Origin of the sequence: Halomonas sp. M20, assembly GCF_020622265.1 — a bacterium.
Classification (GTDB): Bacteria; Pseudomonadota; Gammaproteobacteria; order Pseudomonadales; family Halomonadaceae; genus Modicisalibacter.
Window position 1 is genome coordinate 179,975 of the sequence record NZ_JACNMQ010000003.1, and the last position, 23,785, is coordinate 203,759.

The following is a 23,785-nucleotide window of genomic DNA, read 5'->3' on the forward strand; positions in this document are numbered from 1 at the left end:
GTGTCGCATACAAAAATAGCCGTGAACGGGTGAGTTCACGGCTATCTTGCCAGCTTAGGAGGCTGTTTTCACACAGCCCCTTTTCGACGGGGTTTGATAAAACATGATATCGAGCATCGGCTGACGATCCCTTTCACCTCTATATTAGTGGCCCGGCGGAACGAATGAATCGTACTGCAAAATTGCAAGCGCACGTCTGCTCCGAGTGCTAAAAGGCTAGGCGGCGATAGGTCTTATAGGTGAATAATAGGGACAAGAGTTTTAGATGTATTACCGCGTACCGAGTCACTCCTTTACGGGGGCATACACTTGCTCAAGATGGTCTAGTTATGGATGGTTAAATGTCGTATTGACCCCCCGGGGCCTGTGGTTTAAATAATTTTCATCATCTTTTGTTGGATGGCTTAGAGTGCCGTTAAACATTGTTATTTATAATAAGGAAGGTATGACCTTAAATCGGGGGCCGCTGCTCTTAAGGTTTTCATTTCAAGAGTAGAGTTTTCGATTTCCTCTATTCTATTGAGAACTAGTTCTTTTTCTTGCGGGGCTCCCGTTGTGCTCTCATGTTTGCATCTATTGACAATCTCCTCTACAAGAAATTTTGACAGGGTGTCAATGGCTCTATTCCGGCGGGTTTCAACATTATACTTTTCGTTCTGCAGTTTTTCTATTTGTTCCTTGTGTTTTTTATTTTCATGCCGCCTCTGTTTTTCTGTGTTTTTGATTATGTCGCAAAGTACCTGTGTTTTTGACTGATTGTTTCTTTTGGCGATTTTTTCCAAGCTTTTTGCAACATTGTTAGGGAGCTGAAAGCTTACTTGTTTTCCGTTTCGTTCGCGGTATTTTTTTTGGTTCCAGGCATTCCGCATCTCTTTTGTTAATTCTCGGTATCTAGCATCATGCTGATTATTGTATAGGAGGTTAATTATGTTAAATGGGTTGGCGTGGAAGGAGTCTCCAAATAATGCCGCAGACAGGTTTTTCTTGGAGATATAGCTGGTTATCCAATAGCTCTGTTCTGGAGATTCTGTGTCTATCCAGGAAAATAGGGAGTTTTGGCTTAAGTTTGAATCTTCCATTTGTGACCTTTATAGGGACGCTGAATGCCATCTATATGGATACCATAAGGGGGTACGCTTATCAATCACTAGTACGCATACTAGTGATTGGTTGGTAGGTGGCTAGGGTTTATTTCGGATGTAAAATGCCAGAGCTATGATACACTGCGCTCATGGATACGCGTTTGCTCTGCCATACAGACCCTGATTTAGGCCCCGAAGCGCGCTGGCTTCTTCTTCAGTGGTCAAGGGTTACAGGACTTGATCAGGCGCTGACGTGCCCGCTCCAAGACCTTTATTGCCTCTTGGGTATAACGACACGGCAGGCCAAGCCGGCTCTTGAGTGGTTAAAAAGACATGGCTACCTAATATATGAGTCCGTTCGCCATGGTAGAGGACGCCCTTTGTCGAGCCACCGCATTGCACTGGGTTTCCGTAACCGTTTAGATGAAACGCCGCCACCTGATACTCCTCATCAGCCCGTGATAGAGGCTCTTTGTTCTCATGCCATGGTCTGCAGAGCATCGACTCAGGAAAAAGCCAGCAACCTAATGACAGGGGCGGATCGAGCTAAAAAATTGGCTCCTGCTACCTATTGGCTTCTAGCCGTTCTTTTGGCTCATGCAGAGACACCAGGGATTGTCAGAGGCCTGAGTTATGGACATCTTCAAGCAGTCACCGGGATGACACGGGAAAGGCTGAAAAGTCAGCTATCCAAGCTCAAGAAGCTCGGGGTCATTGCTAGGCATCAACCGGGCATGCTGCTTAGCAAAGAGGGTGTTCGCATGCGTTCCGTGTACTTTATTGACCTCACGCACTCACTCTTGCTTGGTGACGCCTCCCTCGGCCTAACAGTCACGTATCTCCCCGCAAGACGTCCAGGAGATTCCAATTTTATTTCGGGGATATATGAGGCCGCCTTCGTTGTGAGTTATTTAGCGGAAAACTTTGACACAATGCATAAAAACATCAAGAAAGCATGTGCACCGAAAGGGGGCGCAGAAAGCCTAGAGGAATTAAAAAGACTTGTATCACTTGAAGCACGCTATAGCAGCGCGTACCAAGAGCTTAGAATGAATGCTATGTCTCTTCTTCCCTCAGGAAAAGCGGTGTTACCAGCAAAGGCTGATCTGCTAAGAGCTGATAAATTAGGTATGGGGCCGATCCTTAAGGCGCATATATATAGCTATGCCATGATGCTGCTTTCTAACTACTGGCGAGATATTGAGGGTTCTCGAAGAAAACCCAGTTCTCCTATCGATTCGGTGATGGAGGCAATAAGTTATGACCTTTATTATGTTCTAGGCGTGGAGGGTGAAAATGTTGAACCTCACTCAAATAGCTCTTTATGCAGATGTGTTTATGATTTGTCTCATCACTTGGCGGTCCAATTGCAGCATGACTTGCGGGTTGCAGAGCATCAGAAAGATTCTGATTTTCGCCTTGCTGATGCAGTTTTCTCGATATGCTGCTTTAGTAATGAGGGGGAAGAAAGGTGGCAAATAAAATCTCGCTTTCTTCCTTCTGATGGAGTTTTTCGTTTACATACACAGCTTTTGGCTGGCGAGTGGGTTGACCTTTCATTGCCAGAAGAACTGAAGCTTTTGGTAAAAGAAGGCGGAGTATGACGTAAAAAATACTAGATGGCTACATCTCATGAGGAACTGACAGGAGTTCAGCATGAGTATGAAGCTAATCCGTATCAAAGACGTCATGGACCGTACTGGGCTTGCTAGGTCTACGATCTACAAATATATCAGCGAGGGAAAATTTCCAAGGCCAATAAAACTTGGTGCTCGAGCTGTGGCATGGGTTGAAACCGAGATAGATGGCTGGATTCAGGCCAGCATCGAAGAGAGGAATGAAGAAGTCTTTTAGTGTGCATCGGTGCAGTTTACTGGTTTAATGTAAGAGTAAAAAACCGACCGCTTTTTACCCTCATCATCACATGCTGCCTGCAGTGTTGAGAACTAAGTCAGTATTTTCGACCCTTGTTTAATTATTATTTATTTACCCTCCCTGTTAAATAAAGCATGGGGCCTCAAGGCCCGTACCTAACTTAGCAAGGGGCGAAACAGGGGAATACTCACACATGGCCCTATGGATCTAGCAGACAGCTGGAGGATCCACCGTGCCTAAAACAAACGTCCATGCTTTGCCGGTCATGGCGTTTGCCCATCCCACTGGAGATATGAAATGCCACAGCGACACCCTTCCAACTCCAACCTGCACTTACATTACAACAATTCATATAACGGCCTAGGGGTTCAGATGGAATCCTTGCCGATGGTGGCCGAGTACCTTGAGGTGCTCCACGCTACGCTGCAGAAAGCCATGAGCGATTACCCTCGAGTGATGGCTTTTCGGGTTGACCCGGTTATTCCTACCGTGATCAGCGACAGGATGACGTCGGAAGACCACAAGCTCCTTATCAAGCGGTTCATCGCTTCCCTGAAAGCCATCATCAAGCACGATAGGACACGGAAGTGTCGGAGCGGCTGGGTGCCGGATACCAAGGTCCGCTACGTCTGGTGTCGGGAGGTCGGTACCAATGGCAAGCTGCACTATCACTTCTTCTTGATCCTCAATCGCGATGCTTACCACATGCCCGGGAGAGCATGCTCGTCTAACGAGAACCTCTCCAACCGTATCTCGCGTGCCTGGTACAGCGCGTTAGGTGTGGAATGGAATCCGGAGGATCCTTGGATACATGTGCCAGCTAACCCGGCGTACTGGGTCGACAGGGGGAATGTGGGCCACTTTCAGAAAGCCTTCTACCGAGCTTCTTACATGTGCAAGGCTGATACGAAACACTACGGTCTAGGGCTGCGGGCGTTTGATACCAGTCGGGACTGAGCACTAGAACAAGAAGAAGACCACCCGCTGCGAGCAGTTCCCGCCTCAGGTGGATGCCGTGGTGCCATGGCTGCCCGAGCCGTATGTGGAATGGGCAGGGCAGATTACCTGTCACTACATTTTTCTGCGAACCACGATAAAGCGCGTTGTCCAAGACTACCTGCTCAATGGGACGGTTCAGTGGTTCAGCGGCTATATCGACGTTAAGCGGTTATCGAAGGCGGTTGGGCTTCAGCAAGCCAATGCGTGCCTGGCGCTCAGAACCTGCCTCCAGGATTGCTGGATGCTCTCTTTGTCAGCCCATGGCCTTCACGCGTCAACTCTGGTGAGATAGGCGGCTATAATCGCGGCCATTCAAGTCAGCCGCTCACCGAATACAGGAAGCAAGCGTTACATGATCCTCACCCTCAATCAGCTGGAACGGCACCTCTTCAAGGCGGCGGACATTCTGCGTGGGCGCATGGATGCCTCGGAGTTTAAGGAGTACATCTTCGGCATGCTGTTCCTCAAGCGCTGTTCGGACGTTTTCGAGCAACGCCAGGAAGAAGTCCGCGAACAGCTGAGGCAGGCCGGCAAGAGCGATATCGAGATCGCCAATCTCATCGAGATGCCGAGCTGGTACAAGGCCTCTTTCTACGTGCCGGAGCAGGCGCGTTGGCCTTACCTGCTGAAAGAGGCCCACCAGGGCGTCGGCAATGCGCTGAACAAGGCGTTGGCCGGCCTGGAAGAGCACAACACCAGCCTCGCCGGGGTGCTGGAGCACATCGACTTCACCCGCAAGGTCGGCTCCACCACCCTACCGGACAAGAAGCTCCGCGAGCTGATAGTCCATTTCAGCGAGTACCGGCTGCGCAACGAGGACTTCGAGTTCCCCGACCTGCTCGGCGCCGCCTACGAGTACCTGATCCGCGACTTCGCCGACTCCGCCGGCAAGAAGGGTGGCGAGTTCTATACCCCGCGCCCGGTGGTTCGCATGATGGTGCGACTGATGGGTCCGCAGGAGGACCACAGCGTCTACGATCCCTGCATGGGCTCGGGCGGCATGCTGATTCACGCCAAGGAGTACCTGGAGGAGCAGGGCGGCGATCCACGCCGGCTCAATCTGTTCGGTCAGGAGGCGTCCGGCTCGGTGTGGGCCATCGCCAAGATGAACATGCTGCTGCACGACATCGGCAGCGCCGACCTGCGCAACGACGATACCCTCACCGATCCGCAGCATATCGAGGGCGGTGAACTGATGCACTTCGACCGCATTCTCACCAATCCGCCCTTCTCCATTGGCTATACCCCCAGCCAGCAGTTCCCCGAGCGTTTCCACTACGGCAGCGTGCCGGAAGGTGCCAAGAAGGCCGACCTGATGTTCCTGCAACATATGGTCGCCAGCCTCAAGGCCGATGGCATGCTGGCCACCGTCATGCCCCACGGCGTGCTGTTCCGCGGCGGCGACGAGAAGCGTATCCGCGCCGGTCTTTTGGAGGACGACCTGGTGGAGGCGGTGATCGGCCTGGCCCCCAACCTGTTCTACGGTACCGGCATCCCGGCCAGCATCCTGGTGCTGCGCGCCAAGGGCGCCAAACCCGAGGAGCGCCAGGGTAAGGTGCTGTTCATCAACGCCGACCGCGAATACTACGAGGGCCGCGCCCAGAACCACCTGCTGCCGGAGCACATCGAGAAGATCTCCAGCACCTTCGAGGCCTTTGCCCAAGAGCCGGGGTTCTCTCGCGTGGTACCCATCGCGGAGCTGCGCGACAACGACTACAACCTCAACATCCGCCGCTACGCTGACAACACGCCGTCGCCGGAGCCGCAGGACGTGCGCGCCCACCTCAAGGGTGGCGTACCGATGGCCGAGATCGACGCCAGGCGCCCGCTCTTCGACGCCCAGGGGCTCGATCCCATGGCGCTCTTAATGCCGCGAGCGAATGACGCCGACTACGTGGACTTCGCCGAGCGGCTGGATGAGAAGCGCGATCTCAAGCCCGCCATCGAGAATAATACGGGCCTGCAGCAGAAAGAGGCCTGGGTCATGCAGGCCTTCGAAGCCTGGTGGCGAGAACACGGCAGCAGCATTACCTCGCTGAGTAATCAGCAGGGCCGGCTTACCGGGCTGCGTGATGAACTGCTTCAAAGCTTTACCACAGCGCTGGACGCCACCGCCATGCTCGACCGCTTCGCGGTGCGCGGCATCATCGCCGGCTTCTGGTTCGATAACAAGAACGAGTTCCGCACCCTGCAGGCCCGCGGCTGCCTGGGCGTGGTGGACGCCTGGCGCACCAGTATCGCGAGCCTGCTGGAAGACGAACAGAGCAAGGTCAACCCGCTGGATCACCGCCTGGTCCACTTCCTGTTGGAGGAATACGTGGCCGAGCTGGAGGAGCTGGCCGCCCGCAAGGCCGAGCTGGACGCCCGTATCAAGGCCGCCGAGGCCAAGCCGGAGGGGGATGACGGCGAGGAAGCGGTGTCGGGCGATAGCGAGGACGACGATGCTCCGACGCCTCCGACGCCAGAGCAGATCAAAAACTGGAAGAGCGAACGCACCCAGGTGAAGAAGCAGCACAAGGCCAAGGTGAATAGCTTCGAGACGCACCTCAACGCCGCCGTGGACGCCCTGGACGAACCCAACGCCGCCGAGCTGGTCGGCACCATTCTGCATAACGACCTCAAGGGCATCCTTGAGTCCTATATCCGCCAGCAGCGCCAGCAGGTGATCGCCGCCTTCGAGACTTGGTGGGACAAGTACCGGGTGACGCTGTCCGATATCGAGGCCGAGCGCGATGCCGCCGCCAAGGAGCTGCAGCAGTATCTGGGAGGGCTGGGGTATGTTTGAGTGGGAGCATGGCAGTCTTGGAGAACTGGCTAACGGGGTTAGAGGGGTGTCGTACACACCCAATCAACTCCAAAGCTTGATTTCGCCTGAAACAGTCATCCTTCTCAGGTCCAACAACATAAGGGATGGGAAGGTAAATTTTGACAATATCCAGCTGATACCTTCACACATTGTCAGTAAAGGCCAGCTGGCTAAACACGATGATATTGCCGTATGCATGTCCAACGGGTCTAAGGCGCTGGTTGGAAAGTCAGGTCGAATCGTGGGCAATGCGGCGCCGTGCACAGTCGGTGCATTTTGCTCAATTTTCCGACCGTTTCCTCATGCAGACGGAAAATTTGTCTCCTATATCCTTCAGTCGAACGCTTATAGAAGACATCTAGACATAATTTTAGCCGGCAGCGCCATCAACAACCTGAAAAACTCTGACGTGGAGGCATTACCCCTCGAAATACCTCCAAAGGAAGAGCAGCGACTTATCGCCCGCATCCTCGACACCCTCGACACCCAAATCCAGAAGACCGAGGCGCTGATCGCCAAGCTGGAAAAGGTCAAGGAGGGCCTACTCCACGACCTGCTGACCCGTGGCATTGACGATAGCGGCCGGCTCCGCCCCAGTCCTGAGCAGGCACCGGAGCTCTACAAGGAGTCAGTGCTGGGTCCCATCCCTAAAAGCTGGGACATATCTACAGTGGGGGAAGTCGCTGAGCCATTAGTGGGACCAGCTTTCGAAAGCTCGCGTTTCACAGGATCTTCTCAGGGGGTGCGGTTGCTTCGAGGGCTTAACGTGACAAGAGGCAGGGTTAGGTGGGAGGAATCCAAAACGGAGAGATGGCCATCAAACGATCCGAGTGTTTCTCGGTATGCTTTGAATGAAGGAGATATTGTTGTGGGAATGGATGGTGCGCTGGTCGGAAAAAACAAAGCCATTTTGACAGGCGAAGATGTTCCATCCCTCCTTGTTCAGCGGGTAATCAGGCTAAGATCCAATCCTGCTGACGGCACCTATCTCTACATGAATATATGTAGCGACCGCTTTCTTTCACATATTGATAACGTGAAGACCCATACAGCCATCCCTCATATCACCTCGGGAAATGTCTGTGACTTTATCGTTCCTTCCCCCCCTCCTCAAGAGGTAGAGAGAGTTACCAAAATCTATAAGTCTTTGGAGAAGAAGACTCGAGTGTATCGAAGCCAGCTATCCAAGTTATCAGCTGATAAGGCTGGCCTAATGGACGACCTCCTTACAGGCCGCGTCCGCGTCACGCCGCTGCTCGACCAGGCCCAGGCCACAAGCCCGGCATAGACCGGGGCCCTTACAACAACATCACGACTCCAGAACCGCATCGCACAGGGAACCGCCATGACCACCTTCGATAGCACAAAGCGCTCGCTACCCGAGCTGCTTAAGGACATCACCACCGGCAAGATCCAGCTCCCTGACTTCCAGCGCGGCTGGGTGTGGGACGACGACCACGTGAAGAGCCTGCTGGTCAGCATCGCCCGCTCCTTCCCCGTGGGCGCGGTGATGCTGATGGAAACCGGCGGCGAGGTGCGCTTCCAGACCCGGCCGGTGGAGGGCATCGACCCCAACACCGTGACCAAGGATCCGGACCACCTGATCCTCGACGGCCAGCAGCGCCTTACCAGCCTGACCCAGGCGGTAGGCCTGGATGCCCCGGTGGATACCCGCACCGCCAAGGGCAAGAAGGTCCGGCGCCACTACTACTTCGACATTCGCATCGCCCTGGAGGGCGAGGATCGCCTCGAGGATGCCGTGGTGGCGGTGGACGAGAGCCGCCAGAAGCGCAGCAACTTCGGCCGAGACGTGGATCTGGACCTCTCCACCCGCCAGTTGGAGTGCGAGCAGCTGTTCTTTCCCTGCGACCAGATCATCAACTCCGATGACTTCGAGGAAGCCTTGCAGGAGTACGCCCCCGAGAACTTCGGCAGCTACATGAAGTTTCGCAAGGAGGTCATCAACGCCTTCCGCTCATATCAGCTGCCGGTCATCGAGCTGAAGAAGGAGACCTCCAAGGAGGCGGTCTGCCTGGTGTTCGAGAAGGTCAACACCGGCGGCGTCCAGCTTTCGGTTTTCGAGCTGATTACTGCCAGCTATGCGGCGGAGGGCTATAATCTGCGCGACGACTGGTTCGGCTCCGATATTCGCGATGTGCCCTCGCGCAAGGCCCGCCTCGAGGAGCACGAGCTACTGGCGGATGTCGAGAGCACTGACCTGCTCCAGGCCATCACCTTGCTGCATACCCATGAACGCAAGCAGGAGGATCTGGCCGCCGGCAAGACCGGCAAGCAGGTTCGCCCGGTCAGCGCCAAGCGTGCCTCGGTGCTCGACCTGCCACTCGAGGCGTACCGGCGCTGGGCCGACGCCGTGGAGAAAGGCTTCATCGAGGCGGCCTACTTCCTCAAGGGCGAGTGTTTTTACAGCCGCCGCGAGCTGCCCTACGCCACCCAGTTGGTACCCCTCGCCGCCGTGTTCACCTTGCTCGGAAACCGCTGGCGCGAACCCCGTATTCACGCCAAGCTCTCACGCTGGTTCTGGAGCGGCGTGCTGGGCGAGCTCTACGGCGGTTCCGTTGATACTCGTATAGCCCTGGACTTGGAGGAGCTGATGAACTGGTTCGAGGATGACGCCGAATTGCCACGCACGGTGATCGACGCCTCCTTCGATCCCACCCGCCTGGAGTCGCTGCGCAGCCGCAACAGCGCCGCCTACAAGGGCATCAACGTGCTGATCCTGCGCGAAGGGGCCAAGGACTTCTTCTGGAAGGGCGATATACAGGAACTGGATAAACAGGACGTCGCGCTGGATATCCACCATATCTTCCCGCGAGCCTGGTGCGAGGCTCAGGGGCTGTCCTATCGCGTCTACGACGCCATCATCAACAAGACGCCGATCTCCGCCCGCACCAACCGCATGATCGGCGGGGATGCGCCGTCCGAGTACCTGGCGCGCCTGCAGGACCACAAGCAGGTCCAGCTCGATGACGAGGCGATGAACGACATCCTCGAAGGCCACCGCATTCCGACCGGGGCCCTGCGCGCCGACGACTTCCATGCTTTCTACCAGCAGCGCAAGAACCGCCTGCTGGAGATCATCGAGAAGGCCATGGGCAAGAAGCCACTGGCCGGTGCCGATGAGGAAGGGGAAGACTGAACCATGGCCAATGACCTCTCGCGCAGCCTGAATCCTCGAAAGGCGCTGATCTTTCGCATCACGCACTGCGACAACCTGCCGTGGTTGCTGGAGAATGGGCTCTACTGCCGGTCGGCCGAGGAGCAGGATCCGGGCTTCGTTACCATCGGCAAGCAGGAGTTGATCGATAGGCGGGCTACGCGAGAGGTGCTGCTGCCACCAGGCGGCATGCTGAGCGACTATATTCCTTTCTATTTCACACCGGCGTCGATGATGCTCTACAACATCGTCACCGGCCATGGCGTGCCAAGGCAGGACCGCGAGGATATCGTCGTACTGGTGAGTTCGTTACCGCATCTGGAGCAGCTCGGGATCAGTTTTCTCTTCACTGATCGGCATGCTTACCTGGCCAATGCCGAGTTCAGCGATCGGCTGGAGGATCTTGCGGATTTCGTTCCCTGGGACCTTTTGCAGGCCAAGGACTTCAAGCGCGACCTCGAAAATCCCGACAAGACGGATCGCTACCAAGCCGAAGCGCTGGTACATCACCATTTGCCGGCCTCGGCATTGCTTGGCATTGGCACGTATACTGATCAGGTGCGAGATGCTGTCGAGGCGCAGATCGCGGCACAGCATCTTCAGCTGAAGGTGGTGACACGACCCAACTGGTTCTTCCCATGATTGAATACACCCAAGGCAACCTGCTCGAGGCCGACGTCGAGGCGCTGGTCAACACCGTCAACACCGTGGGGGTGATGGGCAAGGGGATCGCTCTGATGTTCAAGGAGGCCTTCCCCGAAAACCTGGCCGCCTACGAGGCCGCTTGCCAGCGTCAGGAGGTGGTAACCGGTCGCATGTTCGTCACCGAGCAGGAGGCGCTGCTGGGGCCGCGCTGGATCATCAACTTCCCCACTAAGCAGCACTGGCGTGCCAGAACGCGAATGGAGTGGATCGATGCCGGTCTGGAAGATCTTAAGAGGGTGATCCACGAGCGAGGCATTCGCTCCATCGCCCTGCCGCCACTGGGCTGTGGTAACGGCGGGCTAAACTGGGACGACGTAAAGCCTCGCATCGAAGCAGCCTTGGGCGAGCTGGATGACGTTCGGGTGCTGGTGTTCGAGCCCACGCCTCAGTATCAGAATGTCGCCAAACGCAGCGGGGTGGAGAAGCTGACGCCAGCGCGTGCACTAATGGCCGAGCTGGTGCGTCGCTACTGGGTGCTGGGCATCGAGTGCTCGCTGCTCGAGGTGCAGAAGCTCGCCTGGCTGTTGGAGCATCGCATCCTCGCCCATGGCCTAGAGGATCCCCTCTTGCTCGAGTTCCAGCCCCATCGCTACGGCCCTTACTCTGACCGGCTGCGTCATCTCCTTAATGGCCTGGACGGCAGCTACCTGCACAGCGAGAAACGCATCAACGACGCCGCTCCCGACGAGGTCGTGTGGTTCGATGAGTCCCGGCGGGAGCGTCTCAACGCCTATCTGCGCAGCGCCGAGGCCATGCCCTATGCCGAGGTGTTGGAGGAGGTCGACGCCTTGATCGACGGTTTCCAGTCTCCCTTGGGAATGGAGGTGCTGGCGACACTAGACTGGCTGATCAGCCAGGAACGTATCGAGCCCACCGTCGAAGCGATCAAGGAAGGGCTACGACACTGGCCTGATGATGTGGCTGGCAAGCGCAAGCTGCGCCTGTTCTCGGACCGCCTGATCGCGCTGGCGCTGGAGCGACTGACGCGTGGGGCCGGTGTTCAGGCACCTTTGATTGCCGAGTCGTAGGGCGGTATGACAGCGGACCTCGAACGGTAGGGAGGGGATCGTGGCGGAAGAGGCACCGGTTACACGTATCGATCGCGAACGGCTATATGAAAAGGTGTGGTCATCGCCGATGAGTCATCTGGCTCGCGAGTACGGAGTAGCAAGCCAACGGCTAAAGGACCTTTGCGATCAGGCTGGAATCCCCACGCCTCCCGCAGGCCACTGGTCGCGAGTGGCGGCTGGAAAGGCCGTGACTCGTCCGCCGCTTCCCGCAGCACCCAGCGATGCCAGTAGTACCGTAGTCATAGAGCCTTCCCCATCTCGCCGCAAGACATCCCCCCGAGCTGATACACCAAAGGTGCCTGGTAGAAAGGCCAAGCCATTGGCGACATCGACGCCTGAGTCGAAGAAAGATGCGTCTGCTAAGTCAGTACCCGGTTTGAGCGTACCGGAGCAGTTGAGGAAACCACACCGCATCATCGCCGGCTGGCTAGAAGATCATAAAAGACGAAAGGAAGATGCTCGGCATAGCTATCTACCTGGCTTGGCGCCGTCTCCTTTTACCTCGATGGATCGCCGCCGGCAGCGTATTCTCGATACCCTTTTCAAGGCCATAGAGAAGGTAGGCGGCAGGGCTATCGAGGATGGCCGAAAGAAGTTGGCTATCGAACTTGAAGGGGAGGTGATTCCCATCCAGCTTCGCGAGAAGAACAGACAGGTTCGTCGCCCCTTGAGGGAAGAGGAGAAGCACTGGAGCTGGAATGAGGGTAAAGACTCGAAGCCGGAACTGCAGCCGACCGGGAAACTGATCTTCGAGATCAAGCGCTATCTGCCTAAAGGCTTCAGGCACGACTGGCTGGAAACGGATGAGGTGACGCTGGAAGCGTGTCTCCCTGAAATTTTCGATACGCTAACGCAGGCCGCGCCGATCATGGCGCTTGAAACTCAGAAACGGCTGGAGCAGGAGCGGCTCGCCAGAATTGCCGAGCATGAACGCCATCTTGCTGAGCAGGCGCGACAACGCGACGACAATCAGTGGCAGCGGTTTCTAGAGTTTGCGGATATCTGGCAGCGTCACGAACGAGCCTGTCATTTCTTGCTGGCCCTGAAGCAGCTCGATCTCGACCCGGACACCATGATTGGGGAGGCATCGCTGAGCGAATGGCTGGCCTGGGTTGAGCATAGGCTGGAAACCGGGAATCCGCTGAATCAGGGCATTGATGCCCTGTTTGCCGATATCGAGAAAGTGACCAGCTACACCTACTCTCATCAGCGAAGGCAGTGGTAACGGTCTTCAGGTTTCCCGCGGCACGATATGTCTATTAGCATCACTATTCTTTCATCGCGTATTGGAGCCAGGGAATGGCAGGTCCCGAGTACACAGGCGTAGAGAAACCCTTTATCGACCAGCTGGTGGGCCAGGGTTGGGAGTTTCTGACCGGCTCGGGGGACGATCCTGCCGTCACTCATCGTGAGAACTTCGCCCAGGTGGTGATGGAGCCGCTGCTGCGCGAGCGGCTGCGCAATATCAACCTGCGCGACGATGAGCCCTGGCTCGACGAGGCGCGCCTGGACCAGGCGGTGTCGGCCATCACCCGCCTGCCGGCCAACAAGGTGCTGGAGACCAACAAGCTCGCCACCGAGCTGTTGCTGAACGGCCTGGCGGTGGAAGGCCTCGAGGGCTGGGACGGCGGCCGTGGCCAGACGCTGCGCTTTATCGACTGGGAAGTGCCCGCCAACAACGTCTTCACGGTGGTCAATCAGTTCAAGGTGAAGTGTCCACCCGGGCACGATAGCGCCAAGGGCCATGTCATCCCGGACTTAGTGCTGTTCGTCAACGGCATCCCGCTGGTGGTGGTGGAGTGCAAGAGCCGCACTGTGCCGGAGGGCCTCAGCGATGCGGTGGACCAGCTGCGCCGCTATCACGACCAACGCTTCCTGGAGAACGAGGTCGAGGAGCATGAGGGGGCACCGGCTCTGTTCGCCACCAGCCAGTTCCTGGTGGCTAGCAACTTCGACGAAGCGCGGGTGGGCACCATCGGCGCTCGCTTCGCCCATTACCTGAGCTGGAAGACAGTGGCACCGCAGCGCGAGGCGGAGGTAGCCATTAAGCTCGGTGAGGCCGACCTCTCCGCTCAGCAGCGCCTGATCACCGGTATGCTCATGCCGGCCAACCTGCTGGACATCGTGCGTCACTACACCCTGTTCATGAACAACGGTGGCCAGGAGATAAAGCTGGTATGCCGCTATCAGCAATATCGTGGCGTGACTCGAGCGGTCGAACGGCTGAAGCACGGCAAGACGCGCCGCGAAGATGGCGAATCCGACCGCCGCGGCGGCATCGTCTGGCACACTCAGGGCAGCGGCAAGAGCCTTTCCATGGTTTTCTTGGTGCGCAAGCTGCGTACCGACCCGACCCTGCGCCGCTTCAAGGTCGTGGTCATAACCGACCGTAAGGACCTGCAGGCCCAGCTCTCCGCCACTGCCGAGCTCACCGGTGAGAGCGTCGAGAAGGCCGGCAACACCACCCAGCTAAAGAAGCTGCTGGCTCGTGATGGCCCCGGCCTGGTGTTCGGTACTATCCAGAAATACCGCGACCCGGATACCGAAGACGAGGCGCCCGGCGAAAACTACGCCATTACGTCGCCGGGCCTGGACAGTGGCCGTCGCGATGCCGCCGAACCCAATGCTTCCACGGTCGATAACTCCCCGAAGAAGCCGACCCTCAGCGAGCCCTTCGAGGTACTCAACACCAGCGAGGACATCCTGATCCTGGTGGATGAAGCTCACCGCACCCAGGCCGGTGACCTGCACGGCAACATGATGCGTGCCCTGCCCAATGCCGCACGAATAGGCTTCACGGGTACACCGATCATTATGGGCGACAAGAAGCGTACCCATGACATCTTCGGCGAATACATCGATCGCTACACCATCCAAGAAGCGGAGCAGGACGGTGCCACGGTACCCATCCTCTATGAAGGACGTACCGCCAAAGGGGCGATCAAGGACGGTGCCAGCCTCGATGGCCTGTTCGAGGACCTGTTCCGCGATCACAGCAAGGAAGAGCTGGAAGCGATCAAACAGAAGTACGCCACCAAGGGGCAGATCTTCGAGGCACCGCAGCTGGTTCAGGAGAAGGCCCAGGACATCCTGCGTCACTACGTCACCCATATCTTGCCCAATGGCTATAAGGCACAACTGGTGTCCTATAGTCGCCGTGCGGCCCTGCGCTACTTCGAGGCCCTCGAACAGGCCAAGGCCGAGTTGCTGGAAGAGGCGCTCTCGCTCTCTCCTGAGGACAAGGCGCTGGATGATACCCAACTGCTGATGCGTCCGCCGCGGGTCAAGGCGGCGATCCAGGCCTGGCGCTACCGCAAGGTGCTACGCGAGCTGGAGTTTGCCGTGGTCTTCAGCAGCGGCAACAACGACGACCCAGCCTGGGCCAGGTGGAGCGATCGTGCCGCCGTCGAGAATCACATCCAGCGCTTCAAGAAGCCGCTACCTCCGCTCGACGGCGAGGCACCCAAGGACGCGACCAAGCACGATCCGCTGGCCTTCCTGATCGTCAAGAGCATGCTGCTGACTGGTTTCGACGCCCCTATCGAGGGGGTGATGTACCTAGACCGTTCGCTGCGCGAGGCGGAGCTGCTGCAGGCCATCGCTCGAGTCAACCGCACCGGCCACGGCAAGACCCATGGCATCGTGGTGGACTACTTCGGCGTGGCCAACCACCTCAAGGAGGCCCTGGCCGCCTACAGCGAGGAAGATGTCGAGGGCGCCCTGCAGAGCCTGAAGGACGAGATCCCGCTGCTGCGCGACCGTCACCTGCGCGTGGTCGATGTGCTGCGTTCCCAGGGCGTGGACGACCTGGACGACGCTGAAGAGGCGGTTCAGGCCCTTGGCGATGAGCGAGTGCGCGCCGAGTTCATGGTCAAGCTCAAGGAGTTCAACCGTGGCCTGGACGATGTATTGCCCCGCCCCGAGGGGCTGGAGTTCGTCAACGACGCCAAACGACTCGCCTATATTCATGCCCTGGCGCGCAACCGCTACAAGGACACCCCAGAGCTGGGTCGCGATACCGGCAACAAGGTACGCAAGCTGATTGACGACTACGTGGTCTCGCTGGGCATCGATCCGCAGATTCCACCGGTTCAGCTCACCGACGCCGAGTTTGATCAACATGTGGGACGTCAGGCCGGCGACCGCGCCAAGGCCTCGGAGATGGAGCACGCGGTACGCTCTCACGTGCGCAAGCACCTGGATGAGGATCCGGTGAAGTACGGCCGCCTGAGCGAGCGCCTGGAGGAGTTGCTTGATCAGCTCGATGGTCAGTGGGCCGACCAGGTGGAGGCGCTCAAGACGCTGATACAGCAGTTGCGTGACGGTGCCAGTGTCGATGGCGAGGCGATCCCCGAGATGCCCGCCCACGCCGAGCCTTTCTGGCGTGAGTTGGTGGCCAGCGCTGGCCTGGAACCAAAGAGTCTGGATCCGGCCACCGCTCAGGCGCTGCTCGACGCTACCGAAGAGGTCGTGGCCACGATCCAACCCGAGATCGCCATTCCCGACTTCTGGAAGCCGTCCCACATCCCGGACCAGGAGCGCCTCAAGCAGCACCTGTTCAGCCAGCTGATGATGGGCAGCCTGGTGCCGATGGACCAGGCCGAGGCCACCGCCGAACGGCTCCTCGACCTGGCTCGCAGCAACCACCATAAGCTAGTGAAAGCGTGATGCAGCTCGTCGTGGACGACCTTACCTTCGAAGTGCGTGAGAGTTCGCGCCGCAAGACACTGGAAATTACCGTGGACCGCGACGGTGAGCTACTCATCGCTGCACCCGTCGGCACCGATGAGCAGCTCCTGCGTGACTTTGTAATCGAGAGACGCACCTGGATCTACCAGAAGCTGGCGCAGAAAGCCGAGCAACGCCGTCAGTTGCCGCAAAAGGAGTACGTCAACGGCGAAGGGTTCCTGTACCTGGGGCGCAGTTACCGTCTGAAGTGCGTACCCCCTGACGCCCAGGACGCCCCACTCAAGCTCGCTGCAGGTCGTTTCCAGCTACGCGAAGATGCCTTGCCCGATGCGCGTAAACACTTCATCCGCTGGTACAGCACCTGTGCTAGCGACTGGCTCACCACCAGGGTCAAGGAGCATGCCCGTCGTATGGGACTGGAACCCGCTGGCGTGAAAGTCCAGGACCTCGGTTACCGCTGGGGCTCCTGCGGCAAGGGCCATCAGCTCTACTTCCATTGGAAGACCATTTTATTGCCGCGCCACATTGCCGAGTACGTGATCGTTCACGAGCTCGTCCACCTGCACGAGCCCCACCACACTCCGGCCTTCTGGCGCCGCCTGGAACGCGCCATGCCGGACTATGAGCAGCGCAAAGGCTGGCTCGCGAGGCATGGAATCGAGGTGGAGGGGGTTTAGGGTTCTGTAAACCACAACCCAAGGCTACAGGTTTGCTGAGTGAGCTGGTATCTGTAGTGGTCAAGCATGTTTAACCATTAACAGCCAGCTTCCAAAAATAAATGATGCCGCGAATAGCCGGCGCCACTCCGTTGGGGTGGCGCCGGCGTTATGTCGTGACGCGCTGTCACAGATACCCCAGCTCCGCAAAGGATTCACATCCCTCGCTTCCGACGACCACATGATCGATCACCCGTATTTCCACCAGCCCCAACGCTTCCTTCAGTCGTTGGGTGATGCGCCGGTCGGCGTCGCTGGGTGCAGCGTCGCCCGAAGGGTGGTTGTGGACCAAGATCACGGCGGCGGCGTTGTGTGCTAGCGCCTGCTTGACGACTTCACGGGGGTAGACGCTCGCCGCGTCGATGGTACCGCGAAAGAGCTCCTCGAAGCGGATGACGCGATGCTGGCTATCGAGGAACAGGGCGCTGAACACCTCATGCTCATAGTCCTGCATCAGCACCTGCAAGTATTCGATCGCGAGTCTGGGCTGGTTGATCTTGCGCCCCTTGGCCAGCCGTCGTCGGGCGAGTCGTTTCGCAATCTGTAATAGCTCGCCTTCGGTCACCGCCTCGGTGACGTGATAGGTGCCGGCGACTTCGCCGGCTATCAGTTTTTGATGATTCATGATTTCTCCTTCAGGCGGCCATCACCAGTGCCATGCGGCGTTCCAGTTCCTCGTGGAAGGCATCGACTCGCTCGGCGATGGTGCGGATCATCGCCTCGTCTCGGTAGATGCGCTTCACGAATAGCGGCATCCCCGGCCAGTAGCTGACAAAATCGATCCATTCCCGCTCGCTGACCCACAGTCCGCCCTGACACTGGGCGATATGCTCTTGGGGGATTTCGTCATTCAGGAGTACTTCAATCTGATGCTTGGGCAGCTTGGTCTTGATCTCGGCCAGGCCATTGCCGTTCACCAGGCAGTCTGGGGAATAGCCCACGCCATGATTGAGGATGATCCCGACCTGCTCTAGCCGGGTGTTTCCCGTTGCTTCGCTGTAGAGCGCGCGGGCCACCGGCTCCAGCGCATGGCCCCGTTGGGTATGAGCATTGCCTTGAAAGGCATCCGAGGGCTCGCCGGTGATGCGTTCGCCGATCAGCTGATGCATGTAGCTCAGCGCCCCGCTGCCGAAGCCCCCCGGCCCCTTGCCCTTGACCAGAAGGGTCTTCAGCTCGGACATGGTGACGATACCCAGCCGAGCGGCATGCCACTCGGGTGTGCCTTGATCGAGTGTCAGGATCTGCATGACGGTCTCCTTTTTCGATGACGCGGCATAGACCGCGAGGGGGAACCCCTCGCGGCCGGTTAGTGATGTTGAGCGCTGGGATAGGCGCGTTTTTGTAGAGATGCGCGCAGCTTGTCGAAATCATTGCGTGGCACTTGCTCGGCATCGCCGTACTTGCCCACGAACCATTCCTGAGCTGCGGGAGGACAGGCGGCGATCAGCTGCTTGAGCTGACCCGCCTGGAAGCGAGTGACGTACTGGACCGAGGCGGCGGTCTCTCCGTTGTCGTCTTGTCCCCGTGTGGTGATGTTGAGCAGAGCGCAGAGAACGTAGCGCTTGCCATAACTGGTCGAGGAGCCGAAGGCCTGGACGGCGTTCTTGTTACCGCTGACATCAGCCGGGAGCAGCATGCTGGTCTCTTCCCGATGGCCGTCCTGGTGCATGAGCACGCCGGTCACCTGGATGCCACGCTCCTGGGTCTGGATGCGGAAGCTCACCGCGAACCCGTGCCGCTTCATGATGGGTCGCACGGTATCGACGATGTCCTCCAGTGTGGCGTAGTGGCCGTTGTTGCCCTGACCACGCTCGGCAATGCTCGGTAGCTCGGTCTGCATGGCCGCCATGGCGGCGCTGTAGGCCATCAATGCCTGGCGATCCAGCACGCGCTCCTGCATCTGCAGCAGACGCTCCATCTTGTCGATGTCGACGTCGGGGTTGAGGGCGGCCCGCTCGATGACCTGGATGATCGCCGTACTGTCCTGATGGGACTGCGCCTCTGGCGGCTGCTTGGGGGGCTTGGGGTTGATAGGGGTTGCCATGACGGCCTCCGTTAGCGATAGCGGTTGATGACTTCATCGAGCTGGTCGGCACGGACCGGCTCCAGATACACGGCCACGCGGTAGAGACGCCCCTCGGCCAGCACGTGGGTATCCGTCGTGTGTTCACCGGCCTCCAGCAGTTGACGCGTCAGCTGGGTCAGGGCGCGGCAGGTCTCGAACGTCATACGCGGTTGCATCGATACCTCCAGAAACAGCGACGCCCAGCCTGAAAGGGCCGGGCGCTATGCCGAAATGTTGGAAAGACAAATAGACAGGCGTGATAAAGGGCCAGAAGCGGCTCAGGACACCAGTGCGAGCGCGGACTCCAGCGCCTTGTCTTTGAGGCTGGCCCCTTGGCCAAACCAGGCAGAGTCCATGCGGTAGTCGCTGCTGCGGGCGCGCTTCTCGTGATCCACGTACTCGGTGACCGCATTGAGCAGCCCCCAGGCGGTGCCTTGCGCCGTGCACAGTTGTGAACCACGCCCTTCGCCCTGGTAGAGCTTCTGGACGCGATTCAAGGCGCGAACATTAGGCAGTTTGGAAGGGTCGTCCAGCGGGCCGTCGGTATTGCAGATCACCGACTGGAAATACGCTTGCATCTCGGCCTGGCTGATCTTGCGCTCGGCCAGGGTCTTTATGCGGTACATGAAATCGTCCCACTGCGAGACCGAGATCCCCAGCTGCTGCTTGACCCGCTGCGGATTAAACTCGGTGCTGTGTGGCACTTTCACTCCCTGCGCCATGCCATCCACGGCGATGGTCAAGGTGTTGTTGCAGACCACCCGTACCGAAGTCGGCGTCGCCACCGTTGCCAACGAGCCATCACAGGATGTCGCCAGCAGCAGGTAGTCGTTGACCTGATCCTGGCCCTTGAGGGCACCTCCCAGTCCGCTACGGGCCAATGCCCAGAACTTGCGTCCCCCTTTGAGCACGCCAGCCGTCTCGAGCTCATACCCCGCGTATTCCGTGAGATCGCGGTAGAACTCCAGCACTTCCTCCGGCTGCACCACCTTGTAGCGCTGGGACACCACTGACAGCGGAGTCTTGGTATCGGAGCGATAAAGCACCTTTTGCTCCGGGAAGGAATAAATGCTGCCCAAGTGGCTGGCACCATCGGTGATGAAACGCACCGGGGATTCATCGATGTGCCAGTCCATTCCCGCCTGTTGCCGCCAGACCTCCAGCGGTTGGTGGCGAGAAAGCTGTTGGCCCAGGCCATGCCAGGGGGTATCGCCGATGTAGGCCATTTGCTCGATTTGGTGTGCCATGGGAAATCCTCCTAGACGAAAAAAAGCCGGCAGATCGCCGGCCTGTGTGGAATGGTGAGAAGGCAGCATCAGGCCAGCACTCGGAAGGCATGGCCACAGCCCAGGCAGAGCCAGGGAGTCCCATCACCGGGTGGCAATAGGTGACGGACCATTTGGTTGCCGGCAGCAGCACCGGCGATACCGCCGGAGGCGCCAGCAATGACGGCACTTGCCACGCGACTGAGCGGCAGGTGCGTGGACGACGCCACCGTTAGCGTTCTGACATCGTAAAGCGATCCATAGGCGCTCTTGAGGCTGCCGGCCAGCGCGCCGGCTGCAATGCCGAGCTTGTGGGCCGACTCGAGGTTAATGAGGTGCCGTGAGTGACAGCGCATGCAGGGTGGGGCCATATCACATCTCCTGTGGCGGTGAAGAAAGCCCGGGGAGGGCTTGGCTCACAGGAGTGATATAGGTCTCAAAATGATTGGCGTTGATCCTGATGGTGTTGCGTCAACCGGTGTCTTTCTTGACACTGTCTATATATACAGTTATAGAGAGGCCCCTTGTCATTGACCGTTTCGCTGCTCGGTCGACGTTTCTTTTGTGAACAATTAGAGTGAGTACAATTCTTTACATAAGTTGCAGGGGTTATGGATGCCAGCTGATCAAAAAGACATCACTATTGGGTTTTTCGTTGCTAACAGTGCTCAAGATGCCCAGCTCGATTTAAAAGCCTTCCTAGAACAATATGCGGATATTCAAAACGGTACTGGGCCAGTGCAACCTGACGGTCGCTTTTCCTACGAATTACGGGATTTGTCAGTTCAAGGTGGTTGTGTTCAAGGTGTTTTTGCAAAATTCCGCGGTGACCAAATCCCGCATATAGGAGAGGCAGGAGGTAATGAAAGAGAAATCGAAATTGCTGAAAACGAAGGGTTACTGGAGAAAAATCACTTCATATATCGACCCTTGGATAGGCTACTCGTGTTTGAGCAGAACGGTCACGGAAGTCGCCCCGCCCGGCTAGGGCGTTACATTACTGAACAGGCAGGTGAAGTTTTGACCTTTGATCCGGTTCTACAAGGTGACGCAGTGGAGAGGCTTATGCGCGGCGAAGCTGAGATGCGCTCAATGCGTGTAAGTTTTGCTAGGCCTACGAATCCGGATCTCTTTCCTGAAGATCAATGGACTCATAGTTTGATGGAACAGATGGCAATTGCCGGTGGCTCGAGCGTGGCCCTATCTATTACTTCCGACAGCCGGAGTAATGAAGAAGAAAAGAGCCAGCTGTCTGCTAGAATGAAAGGAGCGGTTACAGCTTTAATGCGCAGCGGCTACGCACGAACTGTTCGTGTCAAACTTGAGGAAGACGGCATTGAGCATCCTATCGATCTCATGGAAGATCGTATTACCTCGGTGCAAAGTGTCACCATGGCAGGTAAATATCCGGTGAGGAGGTCAATTTATGCAGCACTCAATTCTGCGTTCGAAGAGCAGCGGGATGCGATCTATGGCGTTATTGGCCGTCCTGAGAACCGCAATAGTTAATTTAGTGATTCCTGTCGCCGTGGGCTCAGCCGCGTTTAAAGGGCTCTGCGTTATTGAAGATGCAAGGCTCACCGCTACCACCATGGTTGCTTTGTCTGGAACTCTGATCGGTTTCATGATGGCTTCACTTTCTATGTTAGTCTCAGCAGCTGATCGCCCTTTCCTTCAAAACCTCCGTCGCTCTGGCCACTTCAAAGGCTTGGTTCGGGAGATATTGACTACCGTTATCTTGTGGCTTGCGGTGATCGTGGTAGCACTGGCAGGGCACTTCGTTGTCGGTGATTATCAGCGTTATGTGGTTGCGATCGCTACGGCACTACTGACCTTATCTTTCATACATTTTATAATTGTTGGGCGCAAATTCAAGATGGTGATTGAGATGCTGTCGGCAAACTAAAATACTTTATTGAAGACCAGTATTCTGAGACGTGAGTGGGTTGTAGCGATCTCTGCGGGAGGCGCCTTTAGCCTTGATGTGCCCCTATGCCGATTATAAATTGATGCTTAGATCGTGTGCGATTTTTACTTATCTTTATCAATGATGGGAGCAACCAGCTCTGCCACTTTGGTCAAGGCCTCCTTTCGTTCTTCAAAGTAGTCGTAACGGTCGTAGATACCCTCTACGCCCTTGAGCTTGTGGTTCAGGCATCGTTCTGCGATATGCCCTGGTACGCCAGCGGCAGCCAGCAAGCTGCGGCAGGTACGCCGTAGGTCGTGTACCGTAAATTCGGCAAGATTGCCCATCCTGTTCTCCGGCTGCGGTTTTTTGCCTGGCTCTCGGCCGAACAGCTTGGCAATGGCGCGATTCAGTGTGTCCTTGCCCATATGGGGCTGCTTGCTACTGCGGCGATTAGGAAAGACGTAGACCGATCCGCAGGCGCGGATCTGGAGCTCATTCAGCCAGGCGATAGCCTGTGGTGGAAGCGGTATTCTGATCCCGACACCTGACTTGCTACGTTCGCCAGATAGCTCCCACTGCCGGTTCTCCAAATCGAACTCAGCCCACTGGGCTTCGATCAGTTCCGTTTTACGTACCCCCAGAGTAAGCAGAAGGGCGCAGGCAAGATAGTTGTCGCGACTGAAGCTATCGCTGTTTTCCCGGAAGACTTGAAAAGCCTGATAAACCTCATCAAGGCCCAAGGCCCTGTCGCGGCTTTTCTCAACACCACCTGCATCGCTGACGTTGAAGGCGGTGGCCGGATTATAGGTGAGCAGGCCCAATTTAACGGCGTGATTAAAAAGCTGCTTCAGGTACATCAAGGTGTCGTTCGCAGTGGTCGGGCGACCGCTATCGGCTACCTTCCGGATTATTGAGCGTACCTCCATGGGGGTGACGTCACCCAATGCTAGGTGGCCAATGGAAGGTGCGGCCTCTTTTTCGAAAATTCGCTTGGGGATGTGGGGGTGCTTGAGGCGTTTCTCCAAATCTTGGTGCCAATCGGTGAAGAGATCCTGGACGGTATTGATGGTGACCTTTTCTTCGCGCTTGCGCTCTTCGACGGGGTCGATACCGTTGCGGATAGCCTTCTGTGACTCTATAGCCTGCTCACGAGCTTCAGCCAAAGACAGCTGCGCATACTTGCCCAGCGTCAGCTCACGCCGCTTTCCGGCGAACGTGTATCGAAGCATCCAGTAGGGCATGCCCTTCATTGGAATCATCAGGTACAGGCCGTTGCCGTCACTGTAGCGTCCCGGTGTTCCGTCCTTGATCAGGGACTGGACCTTCTTGGCGGTAAAGCTGCCCATTAGCTCCTTCTCCAGCGTGCCATAAAAAATTTGAAACATTTGTTTGAATTTGTAGCGACTAGAGTAGGGCGTACCCCATCAAG

Annotated in this window: 21 protein-coding genes; 13 read left to right on the forward strand and 8 right to left on the reverse strand. The window is 57.3% G+C overall.

What is annotated here, in order from left to right:
• Nucleotides 1-425: 425 nt before the first annotated feature.
• Nucleotides 426-1,079, reverse strand: a complete 654-nt coding sequence (locus H7850_RS09740; RefSeq protein WP_227369341.1) for a hypothetical protein — start codon at nt 1,077-1,079, stop codon at nt 426-428.
• A gap of 152 nt (nt 1,080-1,231) precedes the next feature.
• Here H7850_RS09740 and H7850_RS09745 point away from each other — a divergent pair, with 152 nt between their 5' ends.
• The 11 genes from H7850_RS09745 to H7850_RS09795 all read left to right on the forward strand — a co-directional run bounded on the left by H7850_RS09745 (nt 1,232) and on the right by H7850_RS09795 (nt 17,078).
• Nucleotides 1,232-2,686: a hypothetical protein gene (locus H7850_RS09745; RefSeq protein ID WP_227369342.1), complete on the forward strand. Its 1,455-nt coding sequence runs from the start codon at nt 1,232-1,234 to the stop codon at nt 2,684-2,686.
• A 52-nt stretch (nt 2,687-2,738) separates the two neighbouring features.
• Nucleotides 2,739-2,936 carry a helix-turn-helix transcriptional regulator gene (locus H7850_RS09750; protein ID WP_227369343.1) on the forward strand — a complete coding sequence of 66 codons (198 nt, stop codon included), beginning with the start codon at nt 2,739-2,741 and terminating at the stop codon, nt 2,934-2,936.
• Nucleotides 2,937-3,254: 318 nt separating this feature from the next.
• On the forward strand, nt 3,255-3,914 hold the full coding sequence (locus tag H7850_RS09755; RefSeq protein ID WP_227369344.1) for an inovirus Gp2 family protein: 660 nt from the start codon (nt 3,255-3,257) through the stop codon (nt 3,912-3,914).
• Nucleotides 3,915-4,308: 394 nt separating this feature from the next.
• Nucleotides 4,309-6,741, forward strand: a complete 2,433-nt coding sequence (locus H7850_RS09760; protein WP_227369345.1) for a type I restriction-modification system subunit M — start codon at nt 4,309-4,311, stop codon at nt 6,739-6,741.
• The gene (locus H7850_RS09765; protein ID WP_227369346.1) at nt 6,734-8,050 is read left to right on the forward strand and encodes a restriction endonuclease subunit S; all 1,317 of its coding nucleotides are present in this window, start codon (nt 6,734-6,736) and stop codon (nt 8,048-8,050) included. The genes H7850_RS09760 and H7850_RS09765 overlap by 8 nt, the downstream gene beginning before the upstream one ends.
• A 57-nt stretch (nt 8,051-8,107) precedes the next feature.
• On the forward strand, nt 8,108-9,919 hold the full coding sequence (locus tag H7850_RS09770) for a DUF262 domain-containing protein (protein ID WP_227369347.1): 1,812 nt from the start codon (nt 8,108-8,110) through the stop codon (nt 9,917-9,919).
• A 3-nt stretch (nt 9,920-9,922) separates the two neighbouring features.
• On the forward strand, nt 9,923-10,579 hold the full coding sequence (locus H7850_RS09775) for a DUF4433 domain-containing protein (protein ID WP_227369348.1): 657 nt from the start codon (nt 9,923-9,925) through the stop codon (nt 10,577-10,579).
• Nucleotides 10,576-11,670: a macro domain-containing protein gene (locus H7850_RS09780; RefSeq protein ID WP_227369349.1), complete on the forward strand. Its 1,095-nt coding sequence runs from the start codon at nt 10,576-10,578 to the stop codon at nt 11,668-11,670. The genes H7850_RS09775 and H7850_RS09780 overlap by 4 nt, the downstream gene beginning before the upstream one ends.
• A 40-nt stretch (nt 11,671-11,710) precedes the next feature.
• On the forward strand, nt 11,711-12,937 hold the full coding sequence (locus H7850_RS09785) for a hypothetical protein (protein ID WP_227369350.1): 1,227 nt from the start codon (nt 11,711-11,713) through the stop codon (nt 12,935-12,937).
• A 74-nt stretch (nt 12,938-13,011) separates the two neighbouring features.
• The gene (locus tag H7850_RS09790) at nt 13,012-16,380 is read left to right on the forward strand and encodes a type I restriction endonuclease subunit R (protein ID WP_227369351.1); all 3,369 of its coding nucleotides are present in this window, start codon (nt 13,012-13,014) and stop codon (nt 16,378-16,380) included.
• Nucleotides 16,380-17,078, forward strand: coding sequence for a M48 family metallopeptidase (locus tag H7850_RS09795; protein WP_227369352.1), 699 nt, complete (start codon nt 16,380-16,382; stop codon nt 17,076-17,078). The genes H7850_RS09790 and H7850_RS09795 overlap by 1 nt, the downstream gene beginning before the upstream one ends.
• Before the next feature lie 166 nt (nt 17,079-17,244).
• Here the strand turns inward: H7850_RS09795 and H7850_RS09800 are convergent, their stop codons facing one another.
• The 6 genes from H7850_RS09800 to H7850_RS09825 form a co-directional block, all read right to left on the reverse strand.
• Complete coding sequence (locus H7850_RS09800; protein ID WP_121174138.1) at nt 17,245-17,742, reverse strand: JAB domain-containing protein; 498 nt, start codon at nt 17,740-17,742, stop codon at nt 17,245-17,247.
• Nucleotides 17,743-17,752: 10 nt separating this feature from the next.
• Nucleotides 17,753-18,364: a lambda exonuclease family protein gene (locus H7850_RS09805; protein WP_121174137.1), complete on the reverse strand. Its 612-nt coding sequence runs from the start codon at nt 18,362-18,364 to the stop codon at nt 17,753-17,755.
• Between the two features lie 59 nt (nt 18,365-18,423).
• Nucleotides 18,424-19,161, reverse strand: coding sequence for an ERF family protein (locus tag H7850_RS09810; protein WP_121174136.1), 738 nt, complete (start codon nt 19,159-19,161; stop codon nt 18,424-18,426).
• 11 nt (nt 19,162-19,172) lie between these two features.
• The gene (locus H7850_RS09815; protein WP_147408791.1) at nt 19,173-19,358 is read right to left on the reverse strand and encodes a hypothetical protein; all 186 of its coding nucleotides are present in this window, start codon (nt 19,356-19,358) and stop codon (nt 19,173-19,175) included.
• Between the two features lie 102 nt (nt 19,359-19,460).
• Nucleotides 19,461-20,429 carry a DUF932 domain-containing protein gene (locus H7850_RS09820; RefSeq protein ID WP_227369353.1) on the reverse strand — a complete coding sequence of 323 codons (969 nt, stop codon included), beginning with the start codon at nt 20,427-20,429 and terminating at the stop codon, nt 19,461-19,463.
• A 68-nt stretch (nt 20,430-20,497) separates the two neighbouring features.
• A complete protein-coding gene (locus H7850_RS09825) occupies nt 20,498-20,818 on the reverse strand; it encodes a hypothetical protein (protein ID WP_121174134.1) in 321 nt (106 codons plus the stop codon).
• Between the two features lie 244 nt (nt 20,819-21,062).
• Between H7850_RS09825 and H7850_RS09830 the strand changes: the two genes are divergently transcribed.
• Both H7850_RS09830 and H7850_RS09835 read left to right on the forward strand, forming a co-directional pair.
• Entirely contained in the window at nt 21,063-21,956 is an 894-nt protein-coding gene (locus H7850_RS09830; protein ID WP_227369354.1) for a DUF6731 family protein, read from the forward strand.
• On the forward strand, nt 21,919-22,353 hold the full coding sequence (locus tag H7850_RS09835; protein ID WP_147408748.1) for a hypothetical protein: 435 nt from the start codon (nt 21,919-21,921) through the stop codon (nt 22,351-22,353). Before H7850_RS09830 ends, H7850_RS09835 begins: the two co-directional genes overlap by 38 nt.
• Before the next feature lie 125 nt (nt 22,354-22,478).
• Here H7850_RS09835 and H7850_RS09840 read toward each other — a convergent pair whose 3' ends face one another.
• On the reverse strand, nt 22,479-23,702 hold the full coding sequence (locus H7850_RS09840; RefSeq protein ID WP_121173045.1) for a tyrosine-type recombinase/integrase: 1,224 nt from the start codon (nt 23,700-23,702) through the stop codon (nt 22,479-22,481).
• Nucleotides 23,703-23,785: the final 83 nt, after the last annotated feature.

What these genes read in the sequence shown, in the direction of transcription:
- H7850_RS09740 (WP_227369341.1), bottom strand. Translation starts at nt 1,079, where the DNA reads ATGGAAGATTCAAACTTAAGCCAAAACTCCCTATTTTCCTGGATAGAC.
- H7850_RS09745 (WP_227369342.1), top strand. Translation starts at nt 1,232, where the DNA reads ATGGATACGCGTTTGCTCTGCCATACAGACCCTGATTTAGGCCCCGAA.
- H7850_RS09750 (WP_227369343.1), top strand. Translation starts at nt 2,739, where the DNA reads ATGAGTATGAAGCTAATCCGTATCAAAGACGTCATGGACCGTACTGGG.
- H7850_RS09755 (WP_227369344.1), top strand. Translation starts at nt 3,255, where the DNA reads ATGCCACAGCGACACCCTTCCAACTCCAACCTGCACTTACATTACAAC.
- H7850_RS09760 (WP_227369345.1), top strand. Translation starts at nt 4,309, where the DNA reads ATGATCCTCACCCTCAATCAGCTGGAACGGCACCTCTTCAAGGCGGCG.
- H7850_RS09765 (WP_227369346.1), top strand. Translation starts at nt 6,734, where the DNA reads ATGTTTGAGTGGGAGCATGGCAGTCTTGGAGAACTGGCTAACGGGGTT.
- H7850_RS09770 (WP_227369347.1), top strand. Translation starts at nt 8,108, where the DNA reads ATGACCACCTTCGATAGCACAAAGCGCTCGCTACCCGAGCTGCTTAAG.
- H7850_RS09775 (WP_227369348.1), top strand. Translation starts at nt 9,923, where the DNA reads ATGGCCAATGACCTCTCGCGCAGCCTGAATCCTCGAAAGGCGCTGATC.
- H7850_RS09780 (WP_227369349.1), top strand. Translation starts at nt 10,576, where the DNA reads ATGATTGAATACACCCAAGGCAACCTGCTCGAGGCCGACGTCGAGGCG.
- H7850_RS09790 (WP_227369351.1), top strand. Translation starts at nt 13,012, where the DNA reads ATGGCAGGTCCCGAGTACACAGGCGTAGAGAAACCCTTTATCGACCAG.
- H7850_RS09795 (WP_227369352.1), top strand. Translation starts at nt 16,380, where the DNA reads ATGCAGCTCGTCGTGGACGACCTTACCTTCGAAGTGCGTGAGAGTTCG.
- H7850_RS09800 (WP_121174138.1), bottom strand. Translation starts at nt 17,742, where the DNA reads ATGAATCATCAAAAACTGATAGCCGGCGAAGTCGCCGGCACCTATCAC.
- H7850_RS09805 (WP_121174137.1), bottom strand. Translation starts at nt 18,364, where the DNA reads ATGCAGATCCTGACACTCGATCAAGGCACACCCGAGTGGCATGCCGCT.
- H7850_RS09810 (WP_121174136.1), bottom strand. Translation starts at nt 19,161, where the DNA reads ATGGCAACCCCTATCAACCCCAAGCCCCCCAAGCAGCCGCCAGAGGCG.
- H7850_RS09815 (WP_147408791.1), bottom strand. Translation starts at nt 19,358, where the DNA reads ATGCAACCGCGTATGACGTTCGAGACCTGCCGCGCCCTGACCCAGCTG.
- H7850_RS09820 (WP_227369353.1), bottom strand. Translation starts at nt 20,429, where the DNA reads ATGGCACACCAAATCGAGCAAATGGCCTACATCGGCGATACCCCCTGG.
- H7850_RS09825 (WP_121174134.1), bottom strand. Translation starts at nt 20,818, where the DNA reads ATGGCCCCACCCTGCATGCGCTGTCACTCACGGCACCTCATTAACCTC.
- H7850_RS09830 (WP_227369354.1), top strand. Translation starts at nt 21,063, where the DNA reads ATGCCAGCTGATCAAAAAGACATCACTATTGGGTTTTTCGTTGCTAAC.
- H7850_RS09835 (WP_147408748.1), top strand. Translation starts at nt 21,919, where the DNA reads ATGGCGTTATTGGCCGTCCTGAGAACCGCAATAGTTAATTTAGTGATT.
- H7850_RS09840 (WP_121173045.1), bottom strand. Translation starts at nt 23,702, where the DNA reads ATGGGCAGCTTTACCGCCAAGAAGGTCCAGTCCCTGATCAAGGACGGA.